This window comes from Sinomonas humi (assembly GCF_000802235.1).
GTDB classification, from domain to species: Bacteria; Actinomycetota; Actinomycetes; order Actinomycetales; family Micrococcaceae; genus Sinomonas; species Sinomonas humi.
On sequence record NZ_JTDL01000136.1, the window covers coordinates 36499 to 62979 of the forward strand.

A 26481-nucleotide genomic window follows, 5' to 3' on the forward strand; every position below is an offset into this window, starting at 1 on the left:
CGTCAACCGCGCGCGGTACCCAAGGGCGGTATGCCCTTCCACGAGGAGCTCTGAAATCCACATGCCGACAGCCGTGTGCTTGGGCGAGACGATGGCGATGCTGACCCCTGAATCCGGAGTGACGCTCGACGGCGCAACGACGCTTCACGTCGGCATCGGAGGGGCCGAGTCGAACGTGGCCGTCGGATTCGCGAGCATGGGCCTAGACGCGCATTGGGTAAGCCGGGTGGGCCGGGACGGCTTCGGCGACCGGATCCTGTCCGAACTCGCATCCCACGGGGTGGGCCTGTCCGGCGTCGAGATCGACTCTTCTCGCCCCACCGGCCTCTACGTCAAGCTCCCGAGGACCGCGACGGCTCCCGCTTCCGTCCTCTACTACCGGCGAGGTTCGGCCGCCTCCGCTATGACCCCGGCACTCCTCGACGAGCCGCACGTGGCCGCGCTCCTCGGCAAGGCCTCTCTCATCCATGTGAGCGGCATTACGGCAGCATTGTCAGAGGACTCCCTCGCATTCCTCGAGGCAGTCCTGAACCGCACGCGCAGCGAATCGAGGGTGAGCTTCGACGTCAACTGGCGGCCCACTCTGTGGGAGGGACGCGACCGGAGCGTTCTGCGCAGCCTCGCGAATCGGGCCGACATCGTGCTGGTGGGCAAGGACGAGGCCGAGCACGCGCTCGGAACCGGCGACGAAGCGGAGATTCGGGCGCTCCTGCCCGACCCGGAGACCGTCATCGTCAAGAACGAGGCAACGAGCGCTATTGCGCTTGGCAGGAACGGCGAGCGCTGCGAGGTCCCCTCGCTCACGGTCGACGTCGTCGAACCGGTGGGCGCCGGGGATGCCTTCGCGGCGGGCTACCTCAGTGGCGTCATCCTGGGACTCGACCAGAAGGCGAGCCTTCGCCGTGGACATGTGGCTGCCGCGTGCACCCTCGTCGTCCCCGGCGACCACGGCCCGTTGCCCGCGCCACCCGTCCTTGAGAGGATCCTCGCCTGCACGGACGAGACCTGGGCTGGGGCTGCCGTCTCCAGCGACGGTTTCTCGCTCGACGGCCACGCGTTCGACGACGAGATGCGGCTCCTGTGAGCCAGAGCCTCCTGCGGGCCCTCGACCTCCTCGACGAACTCGCTGCGGGGCCGGCCAGTCTCGACCAGCTCGCCGCGCGCGCGACCGTGCACAAGACGACGGTCATGCGGCTCCTTCATGACCTCGAGGAGAAGCGGTTCGTGGTGCGGGACGAGCAGCAACGCTATCGGCTGGGCCGGAAGCTGTTCGAGCTCTCATCCCTCGCGCTGGAGCAGCGCGGGCTGCGCGCCGTCGCTCATCCCCATCTGGCACGCCTCAACGAGGCAACGGGCCACACTGTCCACCTCGCCGCCTTCGAGGGGCCGGACGTGACCTACATCGAAAAGCTCGAATCCCGCCACCCCGTGCGCATGTATTCCCGCATCGGACTCACAGCCGCGTTGCACGCCGCCGCAGTCTCCAAAGTTCTCCTCGCCGACCTCCCGCGGGAGCGGCGGGCGAGCATCGCCGCCGGGCTCGAGTACACCCCTTTCACGGAGCGGACCATCACCGAGCCCGCTGCACTGCTCGCTGAACTGGATCGCGTGGCTGCCCAGGGCTGGGCGCTCGACGCTTCGGAACACGAGGAGTTCGTGCACTGCATCGCCGCACCCATCCACGACGCGTCCGGTCGAGTCGTCGCGGCTGCCTCGTGCTCGGTTCCCGTCGTCCTTCTCGACCAGCCGGGCCTGCTCGGACTCCTCCCGGGCCTCATCGCGTGCACTGACGCGATCTCGGACGATTTGGGCTGGGTGGGCAGCTCGAGCCAGGCAGGCTGAATCCAAAAATTAGGCAAGCGTACTGCAATGATCACGCGAAACGGTATGTGCGTGTGATTGGATATGTCCAACGGGAGTTTTCTGCTTTTTCCGGGGCGTGCGCCTTATCCCCCTTTGGGATTTGTTATTCGGCCCGGAAATCAACAGATGGGGAGGAGAAGCGCCGCGATGAACAAGGGACGCCGCCTGAGGGCTACCACCGTCACTGCGTCGGCGGCTGCCTTGACCGCCGCTATCGCTGCCCCGGCAGCTGCGGCCGCAGACAGCTACACCGTCCGGCCGGGTGACACCCTCAGCGGTATCGCTGCCCGGACCGGCGTGCCGCTCGATACCCTCTTCCAGCTCAACGGCCTCGGCTGGAGCTCGATCATCTACCCCGGTCAACAGATCCGGCTGGGCGACGGAAGTGCGAGCGGAGCGTCCACAGCCTCGAGCCCCGCTCCCATTGCTGCGGCCTCCGCCCCCCAGACGTACACGGTCAAGAGCGGCGACACGCTCTGGGGAATCTCGCAGCAGAGCGGGGTGTCCCTCAGCGACCTCTACCGCCTCAATGGGCTCGGCTCCACGTCGACGATCTACCCCGGGCAGCGCATTGTGCTGCATGCCGCCGCTGCCGCACCCGCCGCTGCTCCCTCGGCGGCAGCTCCGGCGTCGTCGTCTGCCGCCCCCGCGGCGTCGAACGTCAAGGCGGCGGTCGCTCCCCCGCCCGCGTGGTCCTCTTCGATGTGGAACGAAACCACCGCCCGCCAGAAGACCATGTACGGCGTTCAGGAGAAGACCGGCATTCCGCTCGGGACGCTCATGGCAAAGGGCGGCGGAAGCACCGCCTCGGGCACGGAGACGGTTGCCCAGATCCAGTCGATGGTGCGGCAGATCGCCACCAGCATGGGTGTTCCGACTGCCCTCGCTCTCGCGATCGCGGAGCAGGAGTCGGGGTTCAGGCAGAACGTCACCTCCTCGGTCGGGGCGATCGGCGTCATGCAGATCATGCCCGCCAACGCGAGCTGGCTCTCAAGCCTCGCCGGGCGCACCCTCGACCTCAGGAACACGACCGACAACATCACCGCAGGCGTTGCCATGCTCCGCTGGCTCCTCAAGAACGCCGCGAGCCAGGACATCGCGATCGCGGGCTACTACCAAGGCCTCTATGGGGTCCAAGCCTACGGAATGTACCCGGACACCAAGGCATATGTCGCGCAGGTCAAGGCGCGCATGGCGAAGTACTCCTGACCTTTTCCTGCCCACTGTGTGCCCAAGGGCCAGCCGGCTACTCGGCCGCCTGGCCAACCGGCTCGAGTTCACCCGTCTTGCGCTGCCTGAGCTGCAGATAGCCGACGGAGACAACGATGAGGACGGCGAGGACCGCCGCCACGGGCCCATCGCCCCATCCGAGACCGCCTGCGTCCTGGCCCTTTCCCGTCCAGTCGGCGAACGAGGCTCCGAGTGGGCGGGTGAGGACGTACGAGATCCAGAACGCGGCGATGCTGTTGAACCACCCCGCCCGCCATCCGACGCCCGGCGCCAAGAAGAGGACGGCGAAGACGAGACCCGCGGCCAGGAAGCCGAGGTTCGCCGTGTACGCGAGAAGGTCACCGGCGGCCGTTCCGAGGGCAAACGCCGCGGACACCGCGGCCCAGTAGAAGATTTCCCGCCGCGTCGTCGTGATGCTGTGGATCGACAGCGTCCCTTCGACTCGGTACCACAGCCAGAAGACGACGACGAGCGCCACAGCGAACGCTGACGAAGAGAGCCAGTACGGCACACCGACCACGACGTGGAGGACATCGGCTGCCATCGTCCCGAAGACAGCGACCATCACGATCGCGAGCCAGTACACCCAGGGGACGTAGCGGCGGACCCAGAACTGCAGTGCAAGGGCACCGACGAAGAGAAGGGTGCAGCACACGACCGCGATGTAGGGGTTGAAGTCGTTCACGAGGTAGTCCGACGTCGACTCCCCCAGCGCTGTTGTCAGCAGCTTGATGACCCAGAAGAGGGCCGTCACCTCGGGGACTTTTCGGAAGATCACTCGTTCAGCGACCACGCCTCATACCTCTCTTAGGAAGATTGCTCACGCAGACCCTAGACGATGATCTTGAGAGCGGGCTTGGAGGGGCCTGTTCGCCGGGTTTTACCTGTCAAAACTTGTTGCCGCAAAGGCTGGCGAGTCGAAAGAATTCAAAGCTAGGGTGGTCAACGCACGCCGCCCGTGGGGGGTTGACGTGCGTCGGCGCGCCCGGACCGAAAATCGGGCAGAGCACCGGGCGCGCCGGCTTGCCCGATTGGTGGTTGGGAGCCTCGGGGCGCAGGCGGCCGGTCGGGTGCAGACCGCGCGGGTTGATCGCTAAAGAGGAGAAAAGCGAAATGGACATCGTGACCTCACAGAAGATCACCACGTTTCTCATGTTCGAAGGCAATGCCGAGGAGGCGATGGACTTCTACTGTTCGCTCTTCGATGACGCAGAAGTCATCAGCATGAGCCGCTACGGCGCCGAGGGCCCCGGCAAGGAAGGAACCGTCCAGCATTCAACGTTCTCTCTCGCTGGCCAGCCCTTCATGTGCATCGACAGCCCGGCCCACCACGACTTCACTTTCACTCCAGCGGTCTCGCTCTTCGTGCAATGCGAGACGGAAGCGGAAATTGATCGTCTCTACGCGGCTCTCTCCGACGGCGGCGGCGAGTTGATGCCGCTCGGGAATTATGGGTTCAGCAGCAAATTCGGCTGGGTCAATGACCGGTTCGGGGTGTCTTGGCAGCTGAGCCTGGCGTAGGCGGCGTGGAATGCCGATGCTCTCCTGGGACCTTTCCGTCAGACTGATGCCGTGAGCGGAATCCCGTGGGTGCTGCACGTCGACCTCGATCAGTTCATCGCCGCGGTCGAAGTGCTCCGGCGCCCGGAGCTGGCCGGCAAGCCCATCATCGTCGGCGGCCGGGGGGACCCCACGGAACGCGCTGTGGTCTCGACCGCTTCCTATGAGGCCCGAGCGTTCGGCGTGGGTTCCGGAATGCCGCTGCGGGTCGCCGCCCGCAAGGTACCCGACGCCGTCATCCTGCCCGTCGATCAGGAGGCCTACCTCGCCGCTTCCGAAACCGTGATGGCCACGCTACGTGCACAGCCCGGCGCCACGGTGCAGGTGTTGGGTTGGGACGAAGCCTTCGTAGGCATCGAGACTGAGGATCCGGAAGCCTACGCCCGGCGCGTGCAAGCTGCCGTCCTCGAGCGAACGCAGCTGCATTGCAGCGTGGGCATCGGGGACACGCTCGTCCGGGCCAAGGTCGCGACCGGCTTCGGCAAGCCAGCCGGCGTCTTCCGTCTGACGGCCGAGAATTGGCTCGACGTGATGGGCGGGCGGCCCACCAAGGAACTCTGGGGCATTGGAACCAAGGTGTCTGGCCGATTGGCGAAACTCGGCATCAACACTGTCGCAGAGCTCGCCGCGTGCGATCCCCAAGATCTGGTCCCGGAGTTCGGCCCCAAGATGGGCCCTTGGTACGCGCAGCTCGGGCGCGGGGACGGATCGAGCACCGTAGATGACACCCCGTGGGTGCCACACGGGCATAGCCGTGAAACCACCTTCCAGCGGAACCTCACCGAGCGCGCCCAGGTGGACGACGCCGTGAGGCAGCTGGCCGCGCATGTCCTCGAGGACGTCGCTGCCGACGGGCGGCCCGTCGTTGGGCTGACCCTCAAGGTTCGGTACGCGCCTTTCGTTACCAAGACCCACGCGAGGAAGATTCCCGAGACATCCGACCGGACCGAAATCCTCGCGCGTGCCTTAGAGCTCGCGGCGTCCATCGAAGCAGAACGTCCTATCCGCCTCCTCGGCCTGAGAGCAGAAATGCCGATGCCCGACGATGCCCGAAAGGGACATACCCCGACGCGCAGCGGCTGGTGACGTCATAGCCTCCTGCCTGCGAGCGCCGGTCCATTCCATGCGAGCGTCGGTCTCTTCCATCCGAGCGTTCTTGGTGGCGTGTGCTGTTGCCTCCGACCACTGAGATGGCCCTCCTGCAGCACTGATCAGCGGGCCCATCACCCTCCAGCGCGCCGCCAACGCCAGCGTCACGGTGTACGACGTCTCCGACACCGGCAACACCACACCCCTGCCGCTGAAGGACCTCAGCGGCCGTCCCCTGCGCAACCCGCTCACCTCGAGCGCGGACGCGTTCCTGCCCGAGTTCACCACAACATCACCACAGGTGAAGCTCGTCGCCGGGACCCTCGCCGTCTCCCATGCCTCTTACAAGGCCCTCCTCGCCGAGGCCCGCGCCGCCAAAGAATTCGTCCAAGGCATCGGCGTCGCAGGGACCACCACCGCCGAGGCCGGCGCACCTGCTGCTGCCACAATCGACGGCAAGGGTCAGTTCGCCTTCACCATCCCCAAAGGCGACACGGGGGCCAAAGGCGACAAGGGCGAACCCGGAGTCTGGACTCTCGAGTTCCAGGCCCAGCAGCAGGGTTTCTGGCCCGTCTACTCGGATACCCCGCCCGCGGTGACGGAGATGTACGGGGTACCGGTGGTTTGGATGACCCCTGCGCAGAAGCCAACACCCGTGCCCGCTCTCCCACAGGCCCCCCTGTGGAACGACACGGCAACCACCGCCACGATCCCCTCTGGAATGGTAGGGATCGAATACCAGAGCGTCTCAGGCGAAGTGCTGCCTCAAGGGTCGGTGGTCAACGGCACGAAAGGCAAAGACCTCATCGTCAATGCGGTTGCCCTGCCGGGTTACGTTCTGCCAACTGCCTACCAGTGGAAGCACAAGTTCCTCGACCCGAGCAAGGCCACGCTTGTCGCCAGCGACACCTTCAGTGGACCTCGGACCCCAAGCCTCATCGGCCGAACCATGGACAACCTCGCAGGCGGCGCGGCCAACCAGGCCTGGCGTGGCTACCGGATGGACATCAATCCGCGGTGGACTCCCCCAAACCTCGACTGGCGCGGTGGCGGCTGCACCGGGCTGTCGCCCTCGGGCAGTGCATCGCTCAAATTGACCCCGATTGGGGCACCCGTCGATCCGACCGTCACCACGTCCGCCTCCGGCGGCGTCCTCGCTGCCGCTACCTACTGGTACATGGTTACAGCTGTGATGGCCGTGGGCGAGACCGGGTGCCGGAACCAGAAGTCCGTCGTGGCCATCGGGTCGACATCGTCGAACACAATCACTTGGCCGCTAGTGTCGGGCGCGGCAAGCATCAACATCTGGCGGGGTACCTCGACGGGCGGTGAGAAGCTCCTCGCCAGCCTTCCGGGTTCGGCCACGTCCTAGGTCGACGACGGGTCCGCGGCCCCGGGCACCGCAACCCCGCCTTACTTCGGCGACGACGCGAACTACTTCGGGGCTCTGCTTCTGGCAACCCAGTGGCAGAGGGTGAAGTTCGACGTGTCCGGCTTCGTCTCCGGGAATGGGTCGCTGCAAGTCCGGTTCCGGTCGCCGTCCGACTGGACGCCTTATTTCAGCGGATATAGCACGACCCTTCAGTACGGCAGGCTGACGTTCGGAATAGGCAAGGATTCCGAGAATCAGTTCCTCTCCGACCAGATCAGCTACAGCCTCAGCTCTGATGTGAACGGCACGTGGGACACCTACATCATCGGCGATACCCTGAGCGCTGTCGCACCGAACGGGCAGCTTTACACCACGAATGTGAAGCCCTATTTTGCGTCGACATCGGCGCAGGATCGGGTGCCCGGCAGCGGCTTGACCTTCGGGATAGCCGGGTCGGCTGAAGCCAAGAACTTCAAGGTATACGAAGTGGGGGTGTGAGGCGTGCCTGCCACGTACGACGCCATTTCGAACCGATGGCGGCCCGTCCGTCAGAGGAACTGGACCGGGAGCGAGTGGAGCCTCCCGGCCAGCGCAAAGGACGATGGGGTGTTCACCGGCAGCCTGTTCGACCCCTACATCGCCAAAGGTACGGTGCTCACGCGCGAGGTGAGGGGTTCATCGATGCCGCTCACGGCCAGAAGTGCTGGACACGCTGAATGGATGGCCGCGAACATCAACGCCGGATCAGGTTTCGGTCCAACTTCGATCAACACATCCGGCGCCGGGACGCACCCCATCGCGGTCTACGTGGTGGACTCCACAGCCCCTCACTGCGAATGGCAGTTCGTACAGTCCGCGCCGGCCGGAGCAGGGCACGACCAGGCTCTCGTCACTCAATACTGCGTAGGGCCCATCCCGCTGCCGGCATGGGTCGCCGCCCCATCTCAGGGAGACCGCGGGCTTGCCCTCTATGACCTCGGAACAGGGATCATGCGGGAGTACTTCTACTTCCAGCAGGTCCCCGGGAAACCGGGCAACTGGACGGCCACCACTGCTGGCGTCTCCCTCGCCAAGCCAGACCTCGCGGACCTTCCTCTGACGAACCCCGGCGTGCAGCTCCGCACCGGTTCGAACGCCGTCGTAGGCATGCACAACACGCTCGGCTTCCTCGGCATCGCTGAACTGCTGCACGGAGAGATCACCCATGCAGTGGCATTCACTTGCGCCAACATGGGCAAGGGCTACTCGTGGCCAGCCCGGGGGGGCGATGGCATCTCAACCGACCCGGACGCCCCCGTCGAGGGCCAATGGTGCAGGCTGCCTGAAGCGGTGGACCCGGACTACAACCCCATCACCAAGGCCCCCTACAACCCGCTCACACGCCTCATCATCAAAGCCTTCAAACGGTACGGCGGATTCGCATCCGACAAGAACCTGTTGGTGCACGCCTTCAACGGCGAGCATGGCGGGCAATGGAAGCACCTCTACGGGTCAGATCCGTGGGCCAGAGGCGGGATCCTAGAAAAGCTCTACGGGGGGACTTGGAATAGCCCGAGAAGCCCAGGCTTCAATGTCAACGACTTCCCATGGCACCTAACCGAGTGGGCACCAGTCGACTGGGGCAGGCCTAATCCCGACTTCTGGCTACGTCCGGGTGAGTCCCAACCCTGGACCGAATGAAAGGTCGCCCGCCCCCCTCCGGGCCGGGGACCTTCGCTCTTCCTATTTACAACCCGGCGGCAGCGGTCGTGCCGATGGGCTCGAGGTCACGCACCCGCTGGGCAGGAACACCGGCGTATATCCCGTCCGGCTGGGTGTCTTTGGTGACGATCGCGCCAGCGCCAACAATGCATCCGGACGCCACATTGACACCGGGCATGATGATGGCCCCGGCTCCGATCCAACAGCCGTCACCAATAGTGACCGGCCGGTTCCACGGCTCCCCGCCCCTAACGTCGGGCGTGCCTACGCGATGCGTCGCTGTCAGGACCATCGCTCGCGGCCCGATCTGGACATGTGACCCCATCGTTACCTGAGCACTGGCGTCGATGAATACCTGACGATTGAAGTAGCATCCGTCACCAGTCTTCAGCTTGTGTCCGTTGAGGACACAGCCCGATTTGATGTGCGAATGCTCGAGCTCCCGCCACCCGAGGACGCGAAGGACACGCCACCGGACCTTCATCCCCACAAGCGGCGACAGCGCCGCGTGTTCAGCGATCTCAATGAACCGCCTCTTGATTCCCAGACCCACGAATCCCCCAAACCATTTTCGGAACCCATTGACTCGCCGACCCTAGCCCTTTGGATCCCCACGGAATTGGCCCCCGCCCTCGCGTCTGCGAGGTGCGGGGGCCTTTTCTCCGTGTTAAGCGGCGGTTCCTCGGTCGCGCGCAGTCTCGTTTCCTCAGTGCCGGACGGCAAAGCGACGCGGACAGTCGCTCGTTGAACTCACGAGCGTAGGATCGCGGCGGCAAGGATGCGGCTGGCTCACTCCGTGCGTCCGTTCTTCCACCTCCGGGGCCTGACGGTTGCCATCCGTCCCCCTCCGGTCGTGCCGCTCGGGGATGATTCTAGGGCTCCACGTCCACAAACTCGGGCTGTACGTCCACAGCAACGAAAAGAGGCCCGGAAATCCGGGCCTCTCAGGGTGGACGTATCGGGAGCGTTATCGAAACTTCCCGCATGCCTCGCACATATGGCTGCGGTGCACTTCTAGGTTAGGCTGCGGGCCAGGCAATCCGCCGGTACCCGCAGCCCTACGTCGGCCGGCCGATCCGGATCAGCGACGGGGGCTTGACGGCGGCCGAAGCCCGATACATGGCCGGCGAGACCCTGCGAGAAGTCGGATTCTGCTACCGCTGTCGGATCCGGCATGCCACCTAGAAAATCTGAAATCCAGGTCGTCCATATGTTGTGAATGGTGCCATGGACGGACTCGTGGGCGGCGGAGAGCTGGAGAAGAAGTACAGCACCCTCAAAGTCGACGACTTGCCGTGGAAGCTCACTCAGTGGGCGCCAGTCGACTGGGGGAAGAGCGAGTGGGAGGCCAAGATGGCAGGCGGGCCTCATCCCATGTTCTAAACCATCGCAGATCTGCCGGATCGGGGGGAAAACGCCCCTTTCGCGAACGTTTGGCATGGGCGCTCCACCCATGTCCAGGACGCCCACGCCAATGGAAGGGTGAGGAGCAGGGCGAGGCCGGCACTTGCCTCGGCTCCTGCAACGGCGGATACCCCTGCAAGGACGAGTAGCTGCTGCACCGGGAACGCGTAGATGTACACGCCATAGGACATGTCATTTTTCGACCCGATCCTGATCGGGATAACCGCTCCGAGCCAGAGAAGGATGCCCGTCAGGGGAAGCTGTCCCGCCCAGGCTTCTATGCGGAGCGCCCAAGCGAGCACGAACAGGCCCAAGGCGGTAGCGCCCACCACAGGAGTCAGGAGAATCCGGTCACGCAGCGCGTGGACCAACATCCCTGCGACGAAGAATGATCCCAGTCTGAGGGCTTGAACCGACTGATCGAAAGGCCGCGGGAGATCGCGACCGATGCCGAGACCCACGCCTGCTGAGAGGATCACCAATAGGATCGAGAGCACTAGCACGCGATGCTTCCGCACTGATCGGAGGCTAAAGAGTATCCCCGCTGCGACGTATGCGCCGAACTCGTAGTACAGCGTCCACAACGACCCATTCCATGAATTCGCGTGCGGGACGTTTGTGAGCGTCTCGCCGATGCCGAGCTGACCCAGCCAAAGAGCCGCGTTTCGCGCTACGTAGCTACACCCATCGAGCAATCGATATGAGCTACCAGTCAACAGCGTTGACGCGGGGGCGAATACGAAGGCCGTCACAGCGAGGACGACCCAGAACCCTGGGAGGATGCGAGCAGCTCGCCGCCACATGTATATCCAGAACCCCAGCCGGAGGCGTGACCCTGAGACCAGGAAACCGCTGATGGCGAAGAAGCCGTTGACCGCCCAAGCGCCCGCCTCCGCCGCAGACCAGGCTGGCGTTGCCCCGGTGATCGGATAGGTGTGCCAGAAGATCACGGCCGATGCCAAGCCCAAGCGGACGAAGTTGAGCGCGTTGTCGCGACCCGAAAGGGCCTCCCCCAGAGTGCGGTTCACCCGCCGACCATAGACTTCGGATTCCCACGGAATTGGCCCCCGCCCTCGCGTCTGCGAGGTGCGGGGGCGTTTCCTCCGTGTTAGGCGGCGGTTCCTCGGTGGTCCGCAGTCTCGTCTCCTCAGTGCCGGACGGCAAAGCGACGCGGACAGTCGCTCGTTGAACTCACGAGCGTAGGATCGCGGCGGCAAGGATGCGGCTGGCTCACTCCGTGCGTCCGTTGTTCCACGTCCGCGGCCTGACGGTTGCCATCCGTCCCCCTCCGGTTGTGCCGCTCGGGGATGATTCTAGGGCTCCACGTCCACAAATTCGGTGTACGTCCACAGCAACGAAAAGAGGCCCGGAAATCCGGGCCTCTCAGGGTGGAGGTAAGGGGATTCGAACCCCTGACCTTCTGCATGCCATGCAGACGCGCTACCAACTGCGCCATACCCCCGTGGAGCTGAGGGGACTCGAACCCCTGACCCCCTGCATGCCATGCAGGTGCGCTACCAGCTGCGCCACAGCCCCGAACTCGCACCGGACAAGACCCTTCGGAGGATCCAAGGATCCCCTCATCCCGTCCGGAGCAACTCGTCCATCTTAGCGGGGGGCGACCCTGCCGCACAAATCTGGCGGCCCGCCGTCGTCAGCCCTCCACGATGGGGACGGGCACCAGAAGACTGCCCGCATTATGTTCCCCTAGGCGCCACCGCGCGCCCCCATCAGGGGCAGGAGAACGCTCCTCAAGAACAGACCAGTTGCAGTTCGAGAGGCCCGAAAGAGCTCCCCACAACGAATGCGGGAGGCCCAGCAACTCGGCCAACGCGACACGGATGGCGCCACCGTGACTCACCACAACGAGCGTGCCGGACTCCCCCAAACCCTCCAGGGAACGCTCGACCGCTGCCCGAGTCCTGGCCGCCACGTCAAGCCGAGTCTCGGCGCCGCCAGCGGCCACACCCACATCGCCGTCTTCCCAGCGCCCAAGCAGCTCAGCGTCCGTGACGCGAATCTCCGCGAACGTCTTTCCCTGCCAGCTGCCCGCGTTCGTCTCACGCAGCCCAGAATCGAGCGCGACCGGCAAGCCTGTCTCGGTGGCGAGCGGCTCCGCCGTCGTCCGGGTCCGCTCAAGGTCCGAGCTCACGATCGCGCTCGGTCCCATGGCGGCGAGCACGCGGGCGGCGTGCGTCGCCTGACGCACGCCGTCGTCGTTGAGCGGGATGTCGGTCTGTCCCTGGAAGCGTCCCGCTGCGTTCCAGTCGGTGCGCCCGTGCCGCCAGAAGACGATCCTCCGCCGTTCCCCCACAGCCGGGCTCAGCCGGCTGCCGAGGCTGCCGAAGCGCCCGGCTCCTCGATCCCGAGGTCCACAGACGGACAGTCCTTCCAAAGCCGCTCAAGCGCGTAGAAGGCGCGGTCCTCGTCGTGCATGACATGGATGACCATGTCGCCGTAATCGAGAAGCACCCACCGCCCCTCGGTCCGTCCTTCCCGGCGCACCGGGCGGCGGTCGAGCTTGATGAGCTCGTCCTCGATGTTGTCCACGATCGAGTTGACCTGACGCTCGGTCCCTGCGGACGCAATGATGAAGAGGTCTGTGATCGCGAGACGCTCGCTCACGTCCACGGCCACGATGTTCTCGGCCAGCTTGTCCGCGGCGGCCTTCGCGGCCACCTTCGCGGATTCAACAACCGTTTCGGCTGCGCTCAATGAAGCTCCTTGTTCTGAAGTACTCGATGCCGCTCGGACTACTTGCCGAGCAGCACAATCAAGACGGCCGCGATGAGGGCCACGATGCCAACGGCGCCGATCCCGAGGAGCAGTATGCGCTCCCGATCGACGCGAGATTTCTGGGGCTCGAGAGGGTCGAGCCCGTGGGCAGACTGCGCCGCGATTGGCGCAGCCTCCTGGGCAGGAACGCCAGCCGCGCGCTGCCGAGGGTTCCTGTCCGTCACCACCGGCACATGATGTGTCGACGGCGGCTTCATGACGGGATGCGGAATCCCGGGGACCTTGACGTATTCGAGGGGCGTGACCATCGCGAGGTTGTTCGCCGAGGTCGGAGCGGTCTTACGCGGACCGTCGGTCTCCCGGCGCGTCTCCTCTGCAAGCCGCTGACGCGCCTGCGCACGCCGGCTCAGAACAGCTTCACGCTCGGCCTTGGCCACTTGCTGCTTGCGGGTCTCCGGATCAACCGGAGGAGCTCCCCGAGGACCGGATCGCGCCTCAGCCTCACCCTTCGCCTGAGCCCGCAGAAGCTCGCGGGCAGCCGCGATCTGCTCGTGACTCAGCCTGCGGAAGGACCCCGTCTCCGGCCCGAGCACCGGCTCGCCTGCCGGGTTCTGCGGGATCTTGAAGGGTGCCGTGGGCGTCGCCTCCCGAAACGGCGCGGACGACGACGGCGCCGCGCCCGGGCGCTGCTGCTCGCCACCGCGTGCCTGCACCACAGGAAGGCTTCCAGCGGGAATGTCGGAGGACGGCGAACCCGGGCGCTGGTGCGAGGCGGCACCTCGAGTTGCGCCGGGCGCTTGCGGCGGCGCTGTCGGACGGGGCGGCGTGGCTGGCGCTGAGGGCTGAGGCGACTCCGCGGAAGCCGGCTGACTGTCCTGGCCCTGTTCCCGGATCTCACGGCGGCTGGGGAACCGCGCCGCCTGCTCCTTCTCGGCGAGCTCCCGCATGACCCGGTGGGCCTCGCGATCCCGGGCTCGAGCCTGAGAGCTGCGTTCGCTGCGAACGGCGTCGACAGGCGCATCGAGGGCTCTTCGCGAACGGTTGGCGGCAGCATCGAGGCCGCCAGCCGTCTCCTGAGCAGCCTGCACTCCGCGGGCGCGGGCCTCGGCGGCAGCCCGCGCCTCCGCCTCCGCTCGAGCCTCAGCCTCGGCGCGTGCTTGGGCAGGCGTCAGCTGCGCGGGAGGCTGGTCCCCTCGCGCAGCTTGGGCCAGCCGACGTTCCCGCCGGCTCGTGATGGGCTTCTCGTCATTGTTCATAGATTCATTCACCAGGCCGCGGATGCGCTTCCTGCCGCCCCCGCGCGACGAAATGGGGTCTGGGTGGGCGCAAGGTGGATCACACCGTCAGCTCGCGCCGCCCTCGCATTCGCATCATCCAGGTACAGGCCGTACTTCGCGATGTACTGGACCACCCCATCCGGAACGAGATACCAGACCGGCTCGTGGGAAGCGACCCGTGCCCGGCAGTCTGTCGACGAGATCGCCATCGCCGGCACCTCTAGGAGACTCACCTCTGCCCGACCGAGGTCGGGCAGTTCGTGCCCGGGTCGGGTGACCCCGACGAAGTGGGCGAGGCTCCAGAGCTCATCCACGTCCTTCCAGCCGACGATCTGCGCCATGGCATCCGCACCCGTGATGAAGTACAGATCGGCCTCAGGACGCTCGGCGCGGAGGTCCCGAAGGGTGTCGATGGTGTAGGTCGGCCCGGGGCGCTCGATATCGACTCGGCTCACTGTAAAGCGCGGGTTTGAGGCAGTCGCGATCACCGTCATGAGGTATCGGTGTTCGGCCAGGCTCACCCGGCGGCTCGACTTCTGCCACGGTTCACCGGTGGGCACGAAGACGACCTCGTCGAGGCCGAACTTCGAGGCCACCTCGCTCGCCGCTACGAGGTGCCCGTGATGGATCGGGTCGAACGTCCCACCCATCACTCCGAGGCGAATGCGCCGCCCGCCCGGCACCTGTACTGGTTCCGTCAAAGGTGTCAGTGGCTCGAGGAGCCCACGTGACGGTCGTGCTTGTTCGGGTGCTGACGGTGCGGGTCAGCATGCTCATCCGTCGCCTCGTGACGGCGGCCGAGGTTGGTGTACGACGAGGTCACGAAGAGCAGTACGAGGAAGATGGCAAAGAGCGTGCCGCCGATGACGAACGGCGGGGCGATCGTCGGTGCCTTCTCATCCGCCGCGGCCTCTGCACCCACGGTGAGTGCGGTGGTCATGAGCGCTGCCAGCATGATTACTCCTCTGAGCCTTACGAAATCTGTGGTGATTACAGTGACCAATCTTCCGATCATCCTACCCCGGCAGGTGCAGGGAACGACTCACGCGCGCACCTGTCCCTCGCCCTGGACGATCCACTTCGTCGTGGTCAGCTCGGTAAGGCCCATGGGGCCCCGAGCATGCAGCTTCTGTGTCGAGATGCCGACTTCTGCACCAAGCCCCAACTCCCCGCCGTCCGTGAAGCGGGTAGACGCATTGACGATCACTGCGGCCGAATCGATCTCCGCGATGAAACGCTCCGCGTTGCGAAGATCGTTCGTGATGATCGCCTCTGTGTGCCCAGTGCTCCAGCGCCTGATGTGCTCAAGCGCCTCGTCGATCGAGTCCACAGTGGCAACGGCGAGATCGAGGTCCATGTACTCGGTCGCCCAGTCCACATCGGTCGCAGCGACAGCTTCGACCCCGGCGGGCAGCGCGTCCATCGAGCGTCCGTCCACGTGCAGGCGCACGCCACGCTCGGCGAGGGCGTGGGCAAGAGCCGGGAGCACTGTGCTCTTGGAGTGGACGAGGAGCGTCTCGACCGTATTGCACACGCTCGGGCGCTGAGTCTTGGCATTGAGCAGGATCTCGACTGCCATCGCCTCGTCGGCCGACTCGTCGACAAAGATATGCACGTTGCCTTCGCCTGTCTCGATCACCGGGACGGTCGAGTTGAGGACGACGTTCTGGATGAGATCCCGTCCGCCGCGAGGGATCAGCACGTCGACGCGGCCGCGCGCCTTCATGAGCACTTCCGCGCCAGCGCGCCCGTAGTCGTCAACGGTCTGAACCGCGTCGGCGGGCAGTCCGACCTCGACGAGCGTGTCGCGCAGGACGGCGACGAGCTCGCGGTTCGTGTTGGCCGCAGCACTTCCCCCACGGAGAATCACCGCGTTGCCGCTCTTGAGCGCCAAGCCGGCGATGTCCACCGTGACGTTCGGACGCGCTTCGTAGATCGCCGCAACCACGCCCATCGGGACGTTGACCTGCCGCATCCGCAGGCCGTTCGGAAGGGTCTGGCCCCGGACGACATTGCCCACGGGATCGGGAAGCCCCGCGAGGTTCTCGAGTGCGGAGACCAGCCCGTCGATCCGCGCGGGAGTCAGCGCGAGGCGGTCGAGGAGTGCCTTCGAGGTTCCGTTTTCGCGCCCAGCCTCTAGGTCCCTCTCGTTCGCCGCAAGAATTCGGGCTTCGTTTTCCTTGAGCGCAGCGCCGATGGCGCGCAGCGCACGGTCCTTGGATGCGCGGTTGGCACGCCCGACGGCGCGCGAGGCCACACGTGCGCGGTCGCCGATCGCGAGGACCGCGGCCTCGACGTCAACAGGCTGGGAGGCGGCCGGAGCAGCCGCTTCCTGCTCGATGGCGTGGGCAGTCTCGTGATGGGCGACGGTGTCAGTCATGCCTTCAAGTCTAACGAGCTAGACGATCACGAGGTCATCTGTGTGAACGACCACCCGCTCGTACTCGGGACCGAGCGCACGCCCGAGCTCCTTCGTGGAGTGGCCGAGCATGCCGGGCAGCTCATCGGCTGAGAAGTTCACGAGTCCCCGAGCGACGACTTTCCCCGCGAGGTCCGCGATCTCAACGGGATCACCCGCTTCGAAGTCCCCGGAGACGGCGGTGATGCCTGCGGGCAACAGCGATCGGTGACGCTGCACGACAGCCCGCACTGCGCCGTCGTCGAGCGTCAGCGTTCCCCTCGTGGCAGCAAGGTGGGCCAGCCAGAGGAGGCGCACAGGCTTGCGCCGCCCGTTCACGCTGAACCACGTCCCGACGTCCTCGCCATCCAGGGCGCGCGCCGCTGCCGCTGTCGACGTCACGAGCGCCGGGATCCCTGAGCTGGCTGCGATGCTCGCGGCCTCGATCTTTGTCGCCATCCCTCCGGTGCCCACGCCGGCGGCACCCGGGCTTCCGACCCGGACGCCATCGAGATCCCCCGCGCCGCGCACGTGCGGGATTCGCTCGCCTCCCTCGGCTGGGGGTCCCGTGTAGACGGAGTCGACGTCGGAGAGCAGCACGAGCGCGTCCGCATGGACGAGGTGGGCCACGAGGGCGGCCAAGCGGTCGTTGTCCCCGAAGCGGATTTCATGGGTCGCGACAGTGTCGTTCTCGTTGACGACAGGCACGACTCCGAGGTGCAGTAGCTTCTCGAGCGCCCGGTGTGCGTTCTTGTACTGGGTGCGGCGCACGAGGTCGTCGGCGGTGAGCAGCACTTGGCTCACCGTGACGCCGTGGGCGCCGAACGCCTGGGTGTAGCGGGCCATGAGGAGGCCCTGGCCAACGCTCGCGGCGGCCTGCTGCGTCGCGAGGTCACGCGGGCGCTTCGCGAGTCCGAGAGGAGCAAGCCCCGCGGCGATCGCGCCCGACGAGACGAGGACGATCTCCGTCCCTGCGTTCGCCCGCTCGGCGAGCGTGTCGACGAGAGCAGCGAGCGACTGCTCGGAAATCCCGCCGCGAATCGTCGTGAGCGATGAAGAACCGACCTTGACGACGATTCTCCGGGCCTCCGGCAGCCATTCCCGTCCGCGGACGCCGAGCTCAGAACTCGCCGTCGTCATCGCTCTCCTCGGACTTCAGATCCGGTGCCCACTCCTTGCGGCGGCTCGACTCCGTCCAGATTCCTGCGCGGCGTTCGGCCTCGAGTTCCTCGCGAGCCGCGGCCCGGGCAGCCTTGCGGTCCTCGAACTCGTCTCGCTTCTGGGCGCGGGTCGGCCGCGACCAGTCGCTGAGCCGGACATCGCTTCCGCGGGGCCCCGCGAGGAGCTCGGCACCTGCCGACATCGTCGGTTCCCAGTCGAAGACAACAGCGTCGTCCTCACCGATGACGACCGTGTCCCCGGCATGCGCGCCGACCTTGAAGAGCTCATCCTCGACACCCAGCCGGTTGAGCCGGTCACTGAGATAGCCGACGGCCTCGTCATTCGTGAAGTCCGTCTGCTTGACCCACCGCTCGGGCTTCTCACCAATGATCCGGAACAGCGGCTCGAGGTTGCGCTCCTCCTTGCGGATCGTGAACGACTTCTCGTTGACGGCGCGCGGACGGAGGACGGCGGGGCTCACCTTGGGCGGAGCGGCCTTCACCTCGTCGCGAGCATGCTGGACGATCTCCGCCATCGCGAAACCGAGGGCGCGGAGACCCTCGTGGCTCGTCGCGGAAACCTCGAAGACTCGGTAGCCACGGCCCTCGAGCTCGGCCCGCACCATGTCGGCCATCGCCTTCCCGTCGGGAAGGTCCACCTTGTTCAGGGCCACGAGCCGTGGCCGCTCGTTGAGCGGGACAACCTCGCCGTCGGGCCCCGCAAAGCTCATGTCGACGTCGTACTTCGCGAGCTCGCCCTCGATGACGTCCAGATCGTCAAGGGGGTTGCGGTCAGACTCAAGCGTGCCGCAGTCCAGTACGTGGACGATCGCCGCGCACCGCTCGACGTGCCGGAGGAAGTCGTGCCCGAGCCCGCGGCCCTCGCTCGCCCCTTCGATGAGGCCCGGGACATCGGCGATCGTGAACCGGATGTCGCCGGCCTGGACGACGCCGAGGTTGGGCACGAGGGTGGTAAACGGGTAGTCCGCGATCTTGGGGCGGGCCGCGGACATCGCGGCGATGAGGCTCGACTTGCCGGCCGAGGGGAAGCCGACGAGAGCAACGTCCGCAATGGACTTGAGCTCGAGGACGATATCCCGTTCCTCGCCCGCGATACCGAGAAGTGCGAAACCGGGCGCCTTCCGCTTTGCCGTCGCGAGCGCGGCATTCCCAAGGCCGCCCTGGCCACCGGCTGCGGCGATGAACTCAGCGCCCTCCCCGACGAGGTCGGCAAGCACGGCGCCATCCCGCGACTTCACGACCGTCCCGTCAGGCACCGGCAGCACGAGCGTCTCGCCCCGGTGGCCGACTCGCCAGTCGCCCATGCCGGGGCCGCCGTTCTCGGCGTGGCGGTGAGGCGAATGGTGATAGTCGAGCAGCGTCGTCGTCTGGGACGAGACCCGAAGGACGACGTCGCCCCCGTTCCCGCCGTTCCCACCGTCAGGACCGCCCAACGGCTTGAACTTCTCGCGCTTGACGGAAACGCAGCCGTGGCCCCCATGTCCGCCCGATACGTGCAGCACCACGCGGTCGACGAAGCTCGCCACGCCATTCTCCTTACGCCGGGGTCTCCCCCGATTCTAGTTCGCGGGGCCCGCCTTCCGGCGTCCCGCGACCGCCCTCCCGGACGGTGCATGGGCAAAAAACAGGTGGAGCGGGCCACTGGCCCGCTCCACCGTGATAAGACTGCGGTCCCGGCATCTGCCGGGCCAGCCCAGACTACTGGGCGACGACGATGTCCACGACGCGACGGCCGCGGCGCGTGCCGAACTGCACTGCGCCCGCCTCGAGAGCGAAGAGCGTGTCATCCTTGCCACGGCCAACGCCGTTGCCCGGGTGGAAGTGCGTGCCGCGCTGGCGGACCAGGATCTCGCCGGCGTTGACGGTCTGACCGCCGAAGCGCTTCACGCCGAGGCGCTGGGCGTTCGAGTCGCGGCCGTTACGGGTGGAGCTTGCGCCCTTCTTGTGTGCCATGAGCTGTGCCTACCTTGAATCTGTTGGGGTTACTGAGCTGCGGGGACCGTGATCAGGCGGTGATGCCGGTGATCTTGACCTTGGTCAGATCCTGACGGTGGCCCTGGCGCTTCTTGTAGCCCGTCTTGTTCTTGTACTTCTGGATGACGATCTTCGGGCCACGGAGGTCCTCGAGGACCTCAGCCGTGACCTTGACCTTGGCCAGCTCGGCGGAATCGGACGTGACCTTCTCGCCGTCGACCAGCAGGAGGGCGGGCAGCTCGATGGTGCTGCCGGCACCGCCGGCCACGCGGTTGAGGGTCACGAAGTCTCCGACGGAAACCTTCTCCTGGCGGCCGCCGGCGCGGACAATCGCGTACACCACTGGGAACTCACTTCTCTCGACGTTATTACTGAAAGCTCTTGCGCGCGGCGCCCCACACTGCTGCCTCTGCAGCGGCTTGGAAGCGCTCGACTGTGCTTCATGCCGTGAGCCCGCGAGGGGATTCCTGGGAGCAAAACCCAAGTGTAGGCGTCAGCACCGAGGATCTAGACTACGCCAGTCCTCCACCCGGCCGCAAATGACCACCCGCAGCAGGGCAAACACCCTGCCGTGAAGGGCCCGTGCCGGAAGCACGCTGTACAAGTTTAGCCCACCGAACGGACGTCCCCGGTCAGGCGAACTTCGAGGGCGCGTCGAAGAAGTCCCTCTCGTACACGGTCGACTGGTGGAACGCCTCCATCATCGCCCGCCGCTCTCCAGCCGAAGCGGCTTGGCCTGCCCGGTCGGCGAAGCCGACAGCACGCCTCGTGGCCTCGGCGAACCCCTCGTCAGCGTAGGTCTCGATCCACTCCCCGTAGGGATGCTCGAGCGATGCCGTTCCGGCCGCAGCCCGCTGGACGTGCCGCCGGTGCAGATCCTCCCCGACCACTGCATATATCCAGTAGCAAGGCAGTACCGCGGCGGCGAGAACCGCATAGCTCCCCACCGCGGACGCCGCCATGAGGTGATCGAGGTAGGCCTTCGTCACCGGGCCCTTGACCGACGTCTCGCTCCCCGGGAGAGGATGTCGGGAGAGCCACGAACGGTGCAGCTCTGCCTCGACCTCGAGGCACACCTGCGCCGAATTCGCCCAGAACGTCTGTTCCTCTTCCGTGGGAGCGAGGGCGCTGGCCCGCGCGAGCGCCCTCGAGAACCCGTTGAGGTACTGGGCGTCCTGAGCGAGGTAGTACGCAAACTGGGCCTCGGGAAGCGAACCGGCATCGAGCTGGGCTACGAAGGGCAGCGCATCAATCTCCGCGCGGACCTTGGCGGTCGCATCCCACATCCGAGCGGCGAATTCGCCGTCGGCAAGGGGGACCGTCCCCTCGGCATGGTGGAAGTGGTGCACGGGACCGTGGCCTCCACCGACCTCAAGCTCGTCCGACGCAGCGAGAGCGCCGAGCAGCCAGTCCTTGACGACTCGCAGCGATGCTGCCCAATCCCCAGTTCGAGCCTGCATCGTGGCGAGGGCCGACGAAAGCGAGCAGCCGGTCCCGTGGGTGTTGCGGGTCTCGACACGCGCCCCCGGCACCTCGATGACGCGCTTCCCCTCGGGCTCGCTCGCATCCACGAGCGCGTCCGGACAGTCCGAGCCCCCGAGGTGTCCCCCTTTGACGAGGACGGCAGCACCGATGCGTTCCGAGAGTCGTTCCCCTTGCTCGAGCGCGTCGGACCAGCTCTCCGCCGTCGGCTCATCGAGGAGCACCCCGAGCTCCGGAAGATTCGGTGTGACGAGGTCCGCCTTGGCGAGGAGCCCGCGCAAGGCGGCTGCGGCGTCGTCCGCTAGAAGGCGGTCACCGCTCGTGGCGACCATCACCGGATCGAGGACGACGACGCCGGGGCGCACCCGGTCGAGCCACTCCCCCACCGCCTCAATCACCTTGGCGTCCGAGAGCATGCCGATCTTGACCGCGTCGACCGCGATGTCCGAGGACACCGCGTCAAGCTGTGCCGTCAGGAAGTCAGGGGGCGGCGTGTGGACGCCCGTGACCCCCCGGGTGTTCTGAGCGGTCAGAGCGGTGATGGCCGCCATCCCGTAGCCGCCCATTGCCGCGATGCTCTTGAGGTCGGCCTGGACGCCGGCTCCGCCCGAGGGGTCGGAGCCGGCGATGCTCAGGACGCGGGGAATGCGCCGCCCCACGTCTCAGAGCTCCGACGCCGGGACGCCGACGCCCAAGATGAGCGGCGCGTCGCCCTCGGGCTTCTCGGGAGCCGCCGCTGGCTGGGCCGCGGACGTACTAGTACGGCCCCCGACGGCACTTTCCGATTCGTCGACCCGGGTCACCTCAGCCGATCCTTGGCCGCTCTTGGCGCCGCGGCTGCGACGCCGGCGACCGTGGCGTTCCTCGCCCGAATGGCGTTCGCCGGTCAGCTCGTCGAACGCGTGGCTCAACGCGTCGAGACTGAGTTTCGGTTCGGGTTGGGGAGCGATCGGAACTGCCTCACCGACAGGAAGCTCAATCCGCTCGCCACCGATCGTGAGTACGGGTACGGCTGCGGCCGGACTGGCGGGGGCGGGTGGCGTCGGCGCTGGCTCATGCTGGGGCGTCGTCTTCGGAGCCTCGTCGTGCGCCTCGGGGTGTGCCTTCTCGTCGTCGTGCACATGGGCAGCGTGGGCCGCGGCAGCCACGGCGGCGAGCGCCGCCCTCGTCGCCTGAGCGCGCGCTTGCCGCTCGGCGTCGTCGACCTCGGCTGGCGGCTGGTGGTGCACGGGGGCCGGGGCCGGCTCCTGGTCCTGCGGACCGCGACCGCGCCTGCGGCGCCGCTCAGGCCGGACGGCTGCCTGCTGGCCGTCGCCGCGCAACGGCTGGTGCTCCGACGTGGAACCCTGGGCACGTCCTCGCTCGACCGGCTCCTCGTGGGTGATGACGCCGCGGCCACCACAGACCTCGCAAGTCTCGCTGAAGACTTCGAGCAGCCCCGTGCCCATCCGCTTGCGCGTCATCTGCACGAGTCCCAGAGATGTCACCTCGGCGACCTGGTGCTTGGTGCGGTCACGGCCGAGGCACTCGACGAGACGGCGCAGCACGAGGTCGCGGTTCGACTCCAGCACCATATCGATGAAGTCGATCACGATGATGCCGCCGATGTCCCGCAGTCTCAGCTGGCGGACAATCTCCTCAGCGGCCTCGAGGTTGTTCTTGGTCACGGTCTCCTCGAGGTTGCCCCCCGAGCCCGTGAACTTGCCGGTGTTCACGTCGATGACGGTCATTGCCTCGGTGCGGTCGATCACGAGCGAGCCGCCAGACGGCAGGAAGACCTTGCGGTCCAGCGCCTTGTGGATCTGCTCGTCGATCCGCCACTCGGCGAAGACATCGGCGTCGCCCTGGTACTTCTCGAGGCGACCCAGCAGATCCGGCGCCACGTAGGTGACATAGGCCTCGATCGTGTCCCACGCGTCCTCGCCGCTCACGATGAGCTTCGAGAAGTCCTCATTGAAGACGTCACGGACCACCTTGATCGTGAGATCGGGCTCCGCGTAGAGCAGTTCGGGCGCGAGGACCTTGGACGATGTCGCCTGGCCCTGGATCGCCTCCCACTGGGCCCGAAGCCGGTTGATGTCGTGGGTGAGCTCTTCCTCGCTCGCACCTTCGGCCGCAGTACGCACAATGACGCCAGCGTCTGCAGGCAGGCGATCCTTGAGGATCCGCTTCAGGCGGTTGCGCTCGACGTCGGGCAGCTTCCGGGAGATGCCGGTCATCGAGCCGCCCGGAACGTAGACGAGGTAGCGTCCCGGCAGCGAAATCTGGCTCGTGAGGCGGGCGCCCTTGTGCCCCACCGGGTCCTTCGTGACCTGAACGAGCACTGAGTCGCCTGACTTGAGCGCGTTCTCGATGCGGCGCGGCGCGCCTTCGAGGCCAGCCGCGTCCCAGTTGACCTCGCCCGCGTAGAGCACTGCGTTACGGCCGCGTCCGATGTCCACGAACGCCGCTTCCATCGACGGCAGGACGTTCTGGACCTTGCCGAGGTACACGTTGCCGATCAGAGAGTCCTGCTGCGTCTTCGACACGAAGTGCTCAGCGAGGACGCCGTCCTCGAGGACGGCGATCTGGATCCGGTCTTCCTTCTGCCGGACGACCATCTGCCGGTCCACCGATTCGCGGCGGGCGAGGAACTCGGCCTCCGTGATCACGTGCCGACGCCGGCCGGACTCGCGGGACTCACGGCGACGCTGCTTCTTGGCCTCAAGGCGAGTCGAGCCCTTGACGCTCTGAACGCGGTTGCTCGTGACCTCCGCTCGGCTGCGCGGCGCCCGCACCCGCGTGACGGTGTTGGGCGGGTCGTCGTCGTAGCCGCCCTCAAGCTCGAGATCGCTCTCGCCGCGCCGGCGGCGGCGACGCCGCCGGGAGGTGACTTCTTCCTGCTCCTCTTCCGACTCTTCTGACTCCTCGGTGGTCTCCTCCGAGCCCTCGTCGAGACGGCCTCGACCCCGCCTGCCCCGGCTACGACGACGGCGGCGCGCTCCTGCCGACTCGTCGTCCTCGTCTTCCTCGGTCTGGTCGTCGATGGGAACCGACGGTGCCGAGCGGGTCACGATGCTGAGATCAGGAGCCTGGAAGATCATCGACGTCGGCGAGAGCGGCTCGCTGAAGAGCGCGGCGAGCGGCCCCATGGCAGCAGGCTCTTCCTGGCTGCCTTCGGCCTGCGCCTCGGGCTCTTCGGGTTCCTGGGCCGCGGCGGGCTGCGCTTCCGCTGCCTCAGGCGCGGGCTGCGCTTCCGCTGCCTCAGCGGCGGGCTCGGCCGAGGGCGCCTTGGCGCGGCGCCGGGCTGGCCGCTTGGCTACCCGCGCTGACTGCTCCTCGGCAGCTGGCTCGGCCTCCGGCTCGGCATCCTCAGCGGTGGCCTCCGACTCTTCCACTGCAGTCTGGGCAGCCTGAGCGGCGACAACCGCACGACGACGCGCCCGCACCGAACTCTTCGCACGGGATCCCGAGGCGTTGGTCGGCTCTTCCGCTTGCTCACCATCATCAGGAAGGGGGAGCGTCGGTGTTGCAGATTCCGACTTGGAGTCGGCGTGGGCCGCCGCAGCGCGGGCCGAGGTACGGCGCGAACGCGACTTGGGGGCAGGCGCCCCCTCAGCCGATACGACTGCTTGTGCTCCGGCGGCCTCGATCGGTGCCGCGGGTGCTGCCGTTTCGGGCGCCACCTCGACGGGTGATTCCACCTGCGACTCCAGCTCCGCAGGTGCGGCCTTCTTCCGGCTGCGAGGCGCGCGCTTGGGCTTCTGAGGTGCCTCCGGCTCGGGCGAGGTCGCCTCGGGTGAGGGGTCCACTGGAGCCGGTCCCGCGACGTCGTTCGCTGTTTCCTCGGGCGCCCCGGCCTGCTCGCGTGAGCCGCTCTCTGGGGACTCGACGGGGCTCCCTGCAGCGGCCTTCGCCCTACGTGGCGCCCGGCGGGCCCTGGCCACGGGCGCGGCCTCTTCGATGGGACGTTCCGGGCCCTCTTGGGCCTGCTGTTCTGTGTCCATTTGTGCGTACTCCACAAGCCGCCCGCAACGCCGCCACATCCGGCGCCCGAACGGCACCACGTGCCGGCACCCGCAGGCGCCGACGAAGTCGTCTCTGGTACCCGGGTGGCTGCGGCGTCGCCGACCACTCAGGCCGATGCTGCCCAGGGACCCGCGGCCTCTCCGGCCGGCAAGGTGCCGCCGGGGCCAGCGGGCGGCAGACGGGCAGTTCGCCCCTGCGCCCGGCATTGGACCGGCGGTCTTCATGGCAATGCATCGGACCGGCCGCCGAATGTGGATCGGCGCCCGGCCAACTGCATTGTCTCACATACGCCCCAATCAGCTCGGTGTCAGACGCGCGCCGTAGAATCTGGGCAAGCCATCTAGGAAGGAATCATCGTCATGACGCAGGCCCCTGCCTCCGCCCAGACCGCGACTTCGACCCAAGCCGAACACGGCCCCGTCATGACGAAGAGGATCCCGTTCGCGTGGCTGCTCCTGATTACGAGCGTCGTCGGGTGGCTTGCGTCCGGCGAACTCGTGCTCGAGAAGCTGCAGAAGTTGGCCAACCCGAATTTTGTGACTGTCTGCGACGTGAACCCGTGGGTCTCGTGCGGCGAAGTCATGAGTACGTGGCAGAGCTCGCTCTTCGGCTTTCCGAACATGTTCATCGGGATCGTCGCGTTCGCCATCACCTTGACCGCAGCGATGGGCCTCTTTGCCGGGGCCGTTTTCCGGAGATGGTACTGGGTCTGCTTCCAAGTGGGGGTGACGCTCGGATTCGCCTTCTTCGTCTGGCTTTGGAGCCAGGCGCTCTATGCGATCGGGATCCTCTGCCCTCTTTGCATGGTTGTTTGGGCGATGATGATTCCGATGTTCGTCTGGACGACGATCCGCAACCTCCAGCACGGCGTCATTCCTGCACCGCCAGGCCTCGTCAAGACGCTCGGCGAGTGGGGCTGGATCATCGTGGCCATCCTCTACGTCGGCGTGATCGCCTCGATCTTCTTCCGCTTCCTCCCGATGTTCGTGCCGTCGACTATGTAGTCGACCATGTAGTGGCCCCGCCCCTGGTCGTTTCGGCTACGCCAACGTACGCCCCTGGTCGTTTCAGGTACGCCAACTCCCCTCCCTGGCCATCTCGGGTACGCCAACTCCCCTCCCTGGCCATCTCGGGTACGCCAACTCCCCTCCCAGCGGCAACCGGCTTGGCGCATGTACGACGGCGGGCGGTGACTTCCATGAGAAG

Annotated in this window: 25 protein-coding genes and 2 tRNA genes; 10 read left to right on the top strand and 17 right to left on the bottom strand. The window is 66.6% G+C overall.

All coding sequences use genetic code 11. The features are described from left to right. Nucleotides 1-61 precede the first annotated feature (61 nt). From LK10_RS14150 to LK10_RS14160, 3 genes are all read left to right on the top strand, one after another. Nucleotides 62-1084, top strand: a complete 1023-nt coding sequence (locus LK10_RS14150) for a sugar kinase (RefSeq protein ID WP_043124932.1) — start codon at nt 62-64, stop codon at nt 1082-1084. After that, nucleotides 1081-1842: an IclR family transcriptional regulator gene (locus LK10_RS14155; RefSeq protein WP_043124934.1), complete on the top strand. Its 762-nt coding sequence runs from the start codon at nt 1081-1083 to the stop codon at nt 1840-1842. Before LK10_RS14150 ends, LK10_RS14155 begins: the two co-directional genes overlap by 4 nt. Nucleotides 1843-2010: 168 nt before the next feature. Then, a complete protein-coding gene (locus LK10_RS14160; protein WP_052207370.1) occupies nt 2011-3072 on the top strand; it encodes a LysM peptidoglycan-binding domain-containing protein in 1062 nt (353 codons plus the stop codon). Between the two features lie 37 nt (nt 3073-3109). Here the strand turns inward: LK10_RS14160 and LK10_RS14165 are convergent, their stop codons facing one another. After that, nucleotides 3110-3886 (bottom strand): COG4705 family protein, encoded by a 777-nt coding sequence (locus LK10_RS14165; protein ID WP_043124936.1) that lies wholly within the window; start codon nt 3884-3886, stop codon nt 3110-3112. Nucleotides 3887-4206: 320 nt separating this feature from the next. Between LK10_RS14165 and LK10_RS14170 the strand changes: the two genes are divergently transcribed. From LK10_RS14170 to LK10_RS22330, 5 genes are all read left to right on the top strand, one after another. Next, a complete protein-coding gene (locus LK10_RS14170) occupies nt 4207-4614 on the top strand; it encodes a VOC family protein (protein ID WP_043124939.1) in 408 nt (135 codons plus the stop codon). A gap of 51 nt (nt 4615-4665) precedes the next feature. After that, the gene (locus LK10_RS14175; RefSeq protein ID WP_456242884.1) at nt 4666-5739 is read left to right on the top strand and encodes a DNA polymerase IV; all 1074 of its coding nucleotides are present in this window, start codon (nt 4666-4668) and stop codon (nt 5737-5739) included. A 172-nt stretch (nt 5740-5911) separates the two neighbouring features. After that, nucleotides 5912-7114: a hypothetical protein gene (locus tag LK10_RS14180; RefSeq protein WP_043124941.1), complete on the top strand. Its 1203-nt coding sequence runs from the start codon at nt 5912-5914 to the stop codon at nt 7112-7114. A 102-nt stretch (nt 7115-7216) separates the two neighbouring features. Beyond that, a complete protein-coding gene (locus tag LK10_RS14185; RefSeq protein WP_043124942.1) occupies nt 7217-7612 on the top strand; it encodes a hypothetical protein in 396 nt (131 codons plus the stop codon). A 3-nt stretch (nt 7613-7615) separates the two neighbouring features. Further along, entirely contained in the window at nt 7616-8794 is a 1179-nt protein-coding gene (locus LK10_RS22330; RefSeq protein ID WP_052207371.1) for a hypothetical protein, read from the top strand. A gap of 46 nt (nt 8795-8840) precedes the next feature. On the opposite strand, the gene LK10_RS14195 is transcribed toward LK10_RS22330, so the two are convergent. After that, nucleotides 8841-9368 carry an acyltransferase gene (locus LK10_RS14195; RefSeq protein ID WP_052207372.1) on the bottom strand — a complete coding sequence of 176 codons (528 nt, stop codon included), beginning with the start codon at nt 9366-9368 and terminating at the stop codon, nt 8841-8843. A 674-nt stretch (nt 9369-10042) separates the two neighbouring features. Here LK10_RS14195 and LK10_RS21960 point away from each other — a divergent pair. Then, a complete protein-coding gene (locus LK10_RS21960; protein WP_156144181.1) occupies nt 10043-10198 on the top strand; it encodes a hypothetical protein in 156 nt (51 codons plus the stop codon). Here the strand turns inward: LK10_RS21960 and LK10_RS14200 are convergent. The 15 genes from LK10_RS14200 to LK10_RS21475 form a co-directional block, all read right to left on the bottom strand. Beyond that, nucleotides 10195-11247 carry an acyltransferase family protein gene (locus tag LK10_RS14200; RefSeq protein ID WP_043124944.1) on the bottom strand — a complete coding sequence of 351 codons (1053 nt, stop codon included), beginning with the start codon at nt 11245-11247 and terminating at the stop codon, nt 10195-10197. The genes LK10_RS21960 and LK10_RS14200 overlap by 4 nt on opposite strands. 361 nt (nt 11248-11608) lie before the next feature. Next, nucleotides 11609-11681: transfer RNA gene (locus tag LK10_RS14205), tRNA-Ala, on the bottom strand. Nucleotide 11682: 1 nt separating this feature from the next. Continuing rightward, nucleotides 11683-11755 (bottom strand) — tRNA-Ala (locus LK10_RS14210). A 118-nt stretch (nt 11756-11873) separates the two neighbouring features. Beyond that, nucleotides 11874-12533, bottom strand: a complete 660-nt coding sequence (locus LK10_RS14215; RefSeq protein ID WP_231567775.1) for a histidine phosphatase family protein — start codon at nt 12531-12533, stop codon at nt 11874-11876. 8 nt (nt 12534-12541) lie between these two features. Next, nucleotides 12542-12934, bottom strand: a complete 393-nt coding sequence (rsfS, locus tag LK10_RS14220) for a ribosome silencing factor (RefSeq protein ID WP_043124946.1) — start codon at nt 12932-12934, stop codon at nt 12542-12544. Between the two features lie 38 nt (nt 12935-12972). Further along, on the bottom strand, nt 12973-14211 hold the full coding sequence (locus LK10_RS14225) for a hypothetical protein (RefSeq protein WP_043124949.1): 1239 nt from the start codon (nt 14209-14211) through the stop codon (nt 12973-12975). Nucleotides 14212-14219: 8 nt separating this feature from the next. Next, nucleotides 14220-14933, bottom strand: coding sequence for a nicotinate-nucleotide adenylyltransferase (gene nadD, locus LK10_RS14230; RefSeq protein ID WP_269429514.1), 714 nt, complete (start codon nt 14931-14933; stop codon nt 14220-14222). 5 nt (nt 14934-14938) lie between these two features. Then, a complete protein-coding gene (locus LK10_RS14235) occupies nt 14939-15187 on the bottom strand; it encodes a hypothetical protein (protein WP_052207373.1) in 249 nt (82 codons plus the stop codon). 87 nt (nt 15188-15274) lie between these two features. After that, on the bottom strand, nt 15275-16612 hold the full coding sequence (locus LK10_RS14240) for a glutamate-5-semialdehyde dehydrogenase (protein WP_052207374.1): 1338 nt from the start codon (nt 16610-16612) through the stop codon (nt 15275-15277). A gap of 18 nt (nt 16613-16630) precedes the next feature. After that, nucleotides 16631-17770, bottom strand: coding sequence for a glutamate 5-kinase (gene proB / locus LK10_RS14245; RefSeq protein ID WP_043124950.1), 1140 nt, complete (start codon nt 17768-17770; stop codon nt 16631-16633). After that, nucleotides 17751-19337 carry a GTPase ObgE gene (gene obgE, locus LK10_RS14250; protein ID WP_043124951.1) on the bottom strand — a complete coding sequence of 529 codons (1587 nt, stop codon included), beginning with the start codon at nt 19335-19337 and terminating at the stop codon, nt 17751-17753. The genes proB and obgE overlap by 20 nt, the downstream gene beginning before the upstream one ends. Nucleotides 19338-19509: 172 nt before the next feature. Then, a complete protein-coding gene (gene rpmA, locus LK10_RS14255; RefSeq protein ID WP_043124953.1) occupies nt 19510-19764 on the bottom strand; it encodes a 50S ribosomal protein L27 in 255 nt (84 codons plus the stop codon). A 52-nt stretch (nt 19765-19816) separates the two neighbouring features. Then, on the bottom strand, nt 19817-20128 hold the full coding sequence (gene rplU, locus LK10_RS14260; RefSeq protein WP_043124956.1) for a 50S ribosomal protein L21: 312 nt from the start codon (nt 20126-20128) through the stop codon (nt 19817-19819). Between the two features lie 289 nt (nt 20129-20417). Beyond that, on the bottom strand, nt 20418-21926 hold the full coding sequence (gene thiD / locus LK10_RS21965) for a bifunctional hydroxymethylpyrimidine kinase/phosphomethylpyrimidine kinase (RefSeq protein ID WP_052207376.1): 1509 nt from the start codon (nt 21924-21926) through the stop codon (nt 20418-20420). Between the two features lie 3 nt (nt 21927-21929). Next, nucleotides 21930-25253: an Rne/Rng family ribonuclease gene (locus LK10_RS21475; protein ID WP_156144183.1), complete on the bottom strand. Its 3324-nt coding sequence runs from the start codon at nt 25251-25253 to the stop codon at nt 21930-21932. Nucleotides 25254-25634: 381 nt separating this feature from the next. Here LK10_RS21475 and LK10_RS14275 point away from each other — a divergent pair, with 381 nt between their 5' ends. Next, complete coding sequence (locus LK10_RS14275) at nt 25635-26279, top strand: vitamin K epoxide reductase family protein (RefSeq protein ID WP_043124958.1); 645 nt, start codon at nt 25635-25637, stop codon at nt 26277-26279. Nucleotides 26280-26481 lie beyond the last annotated feature (202 nt).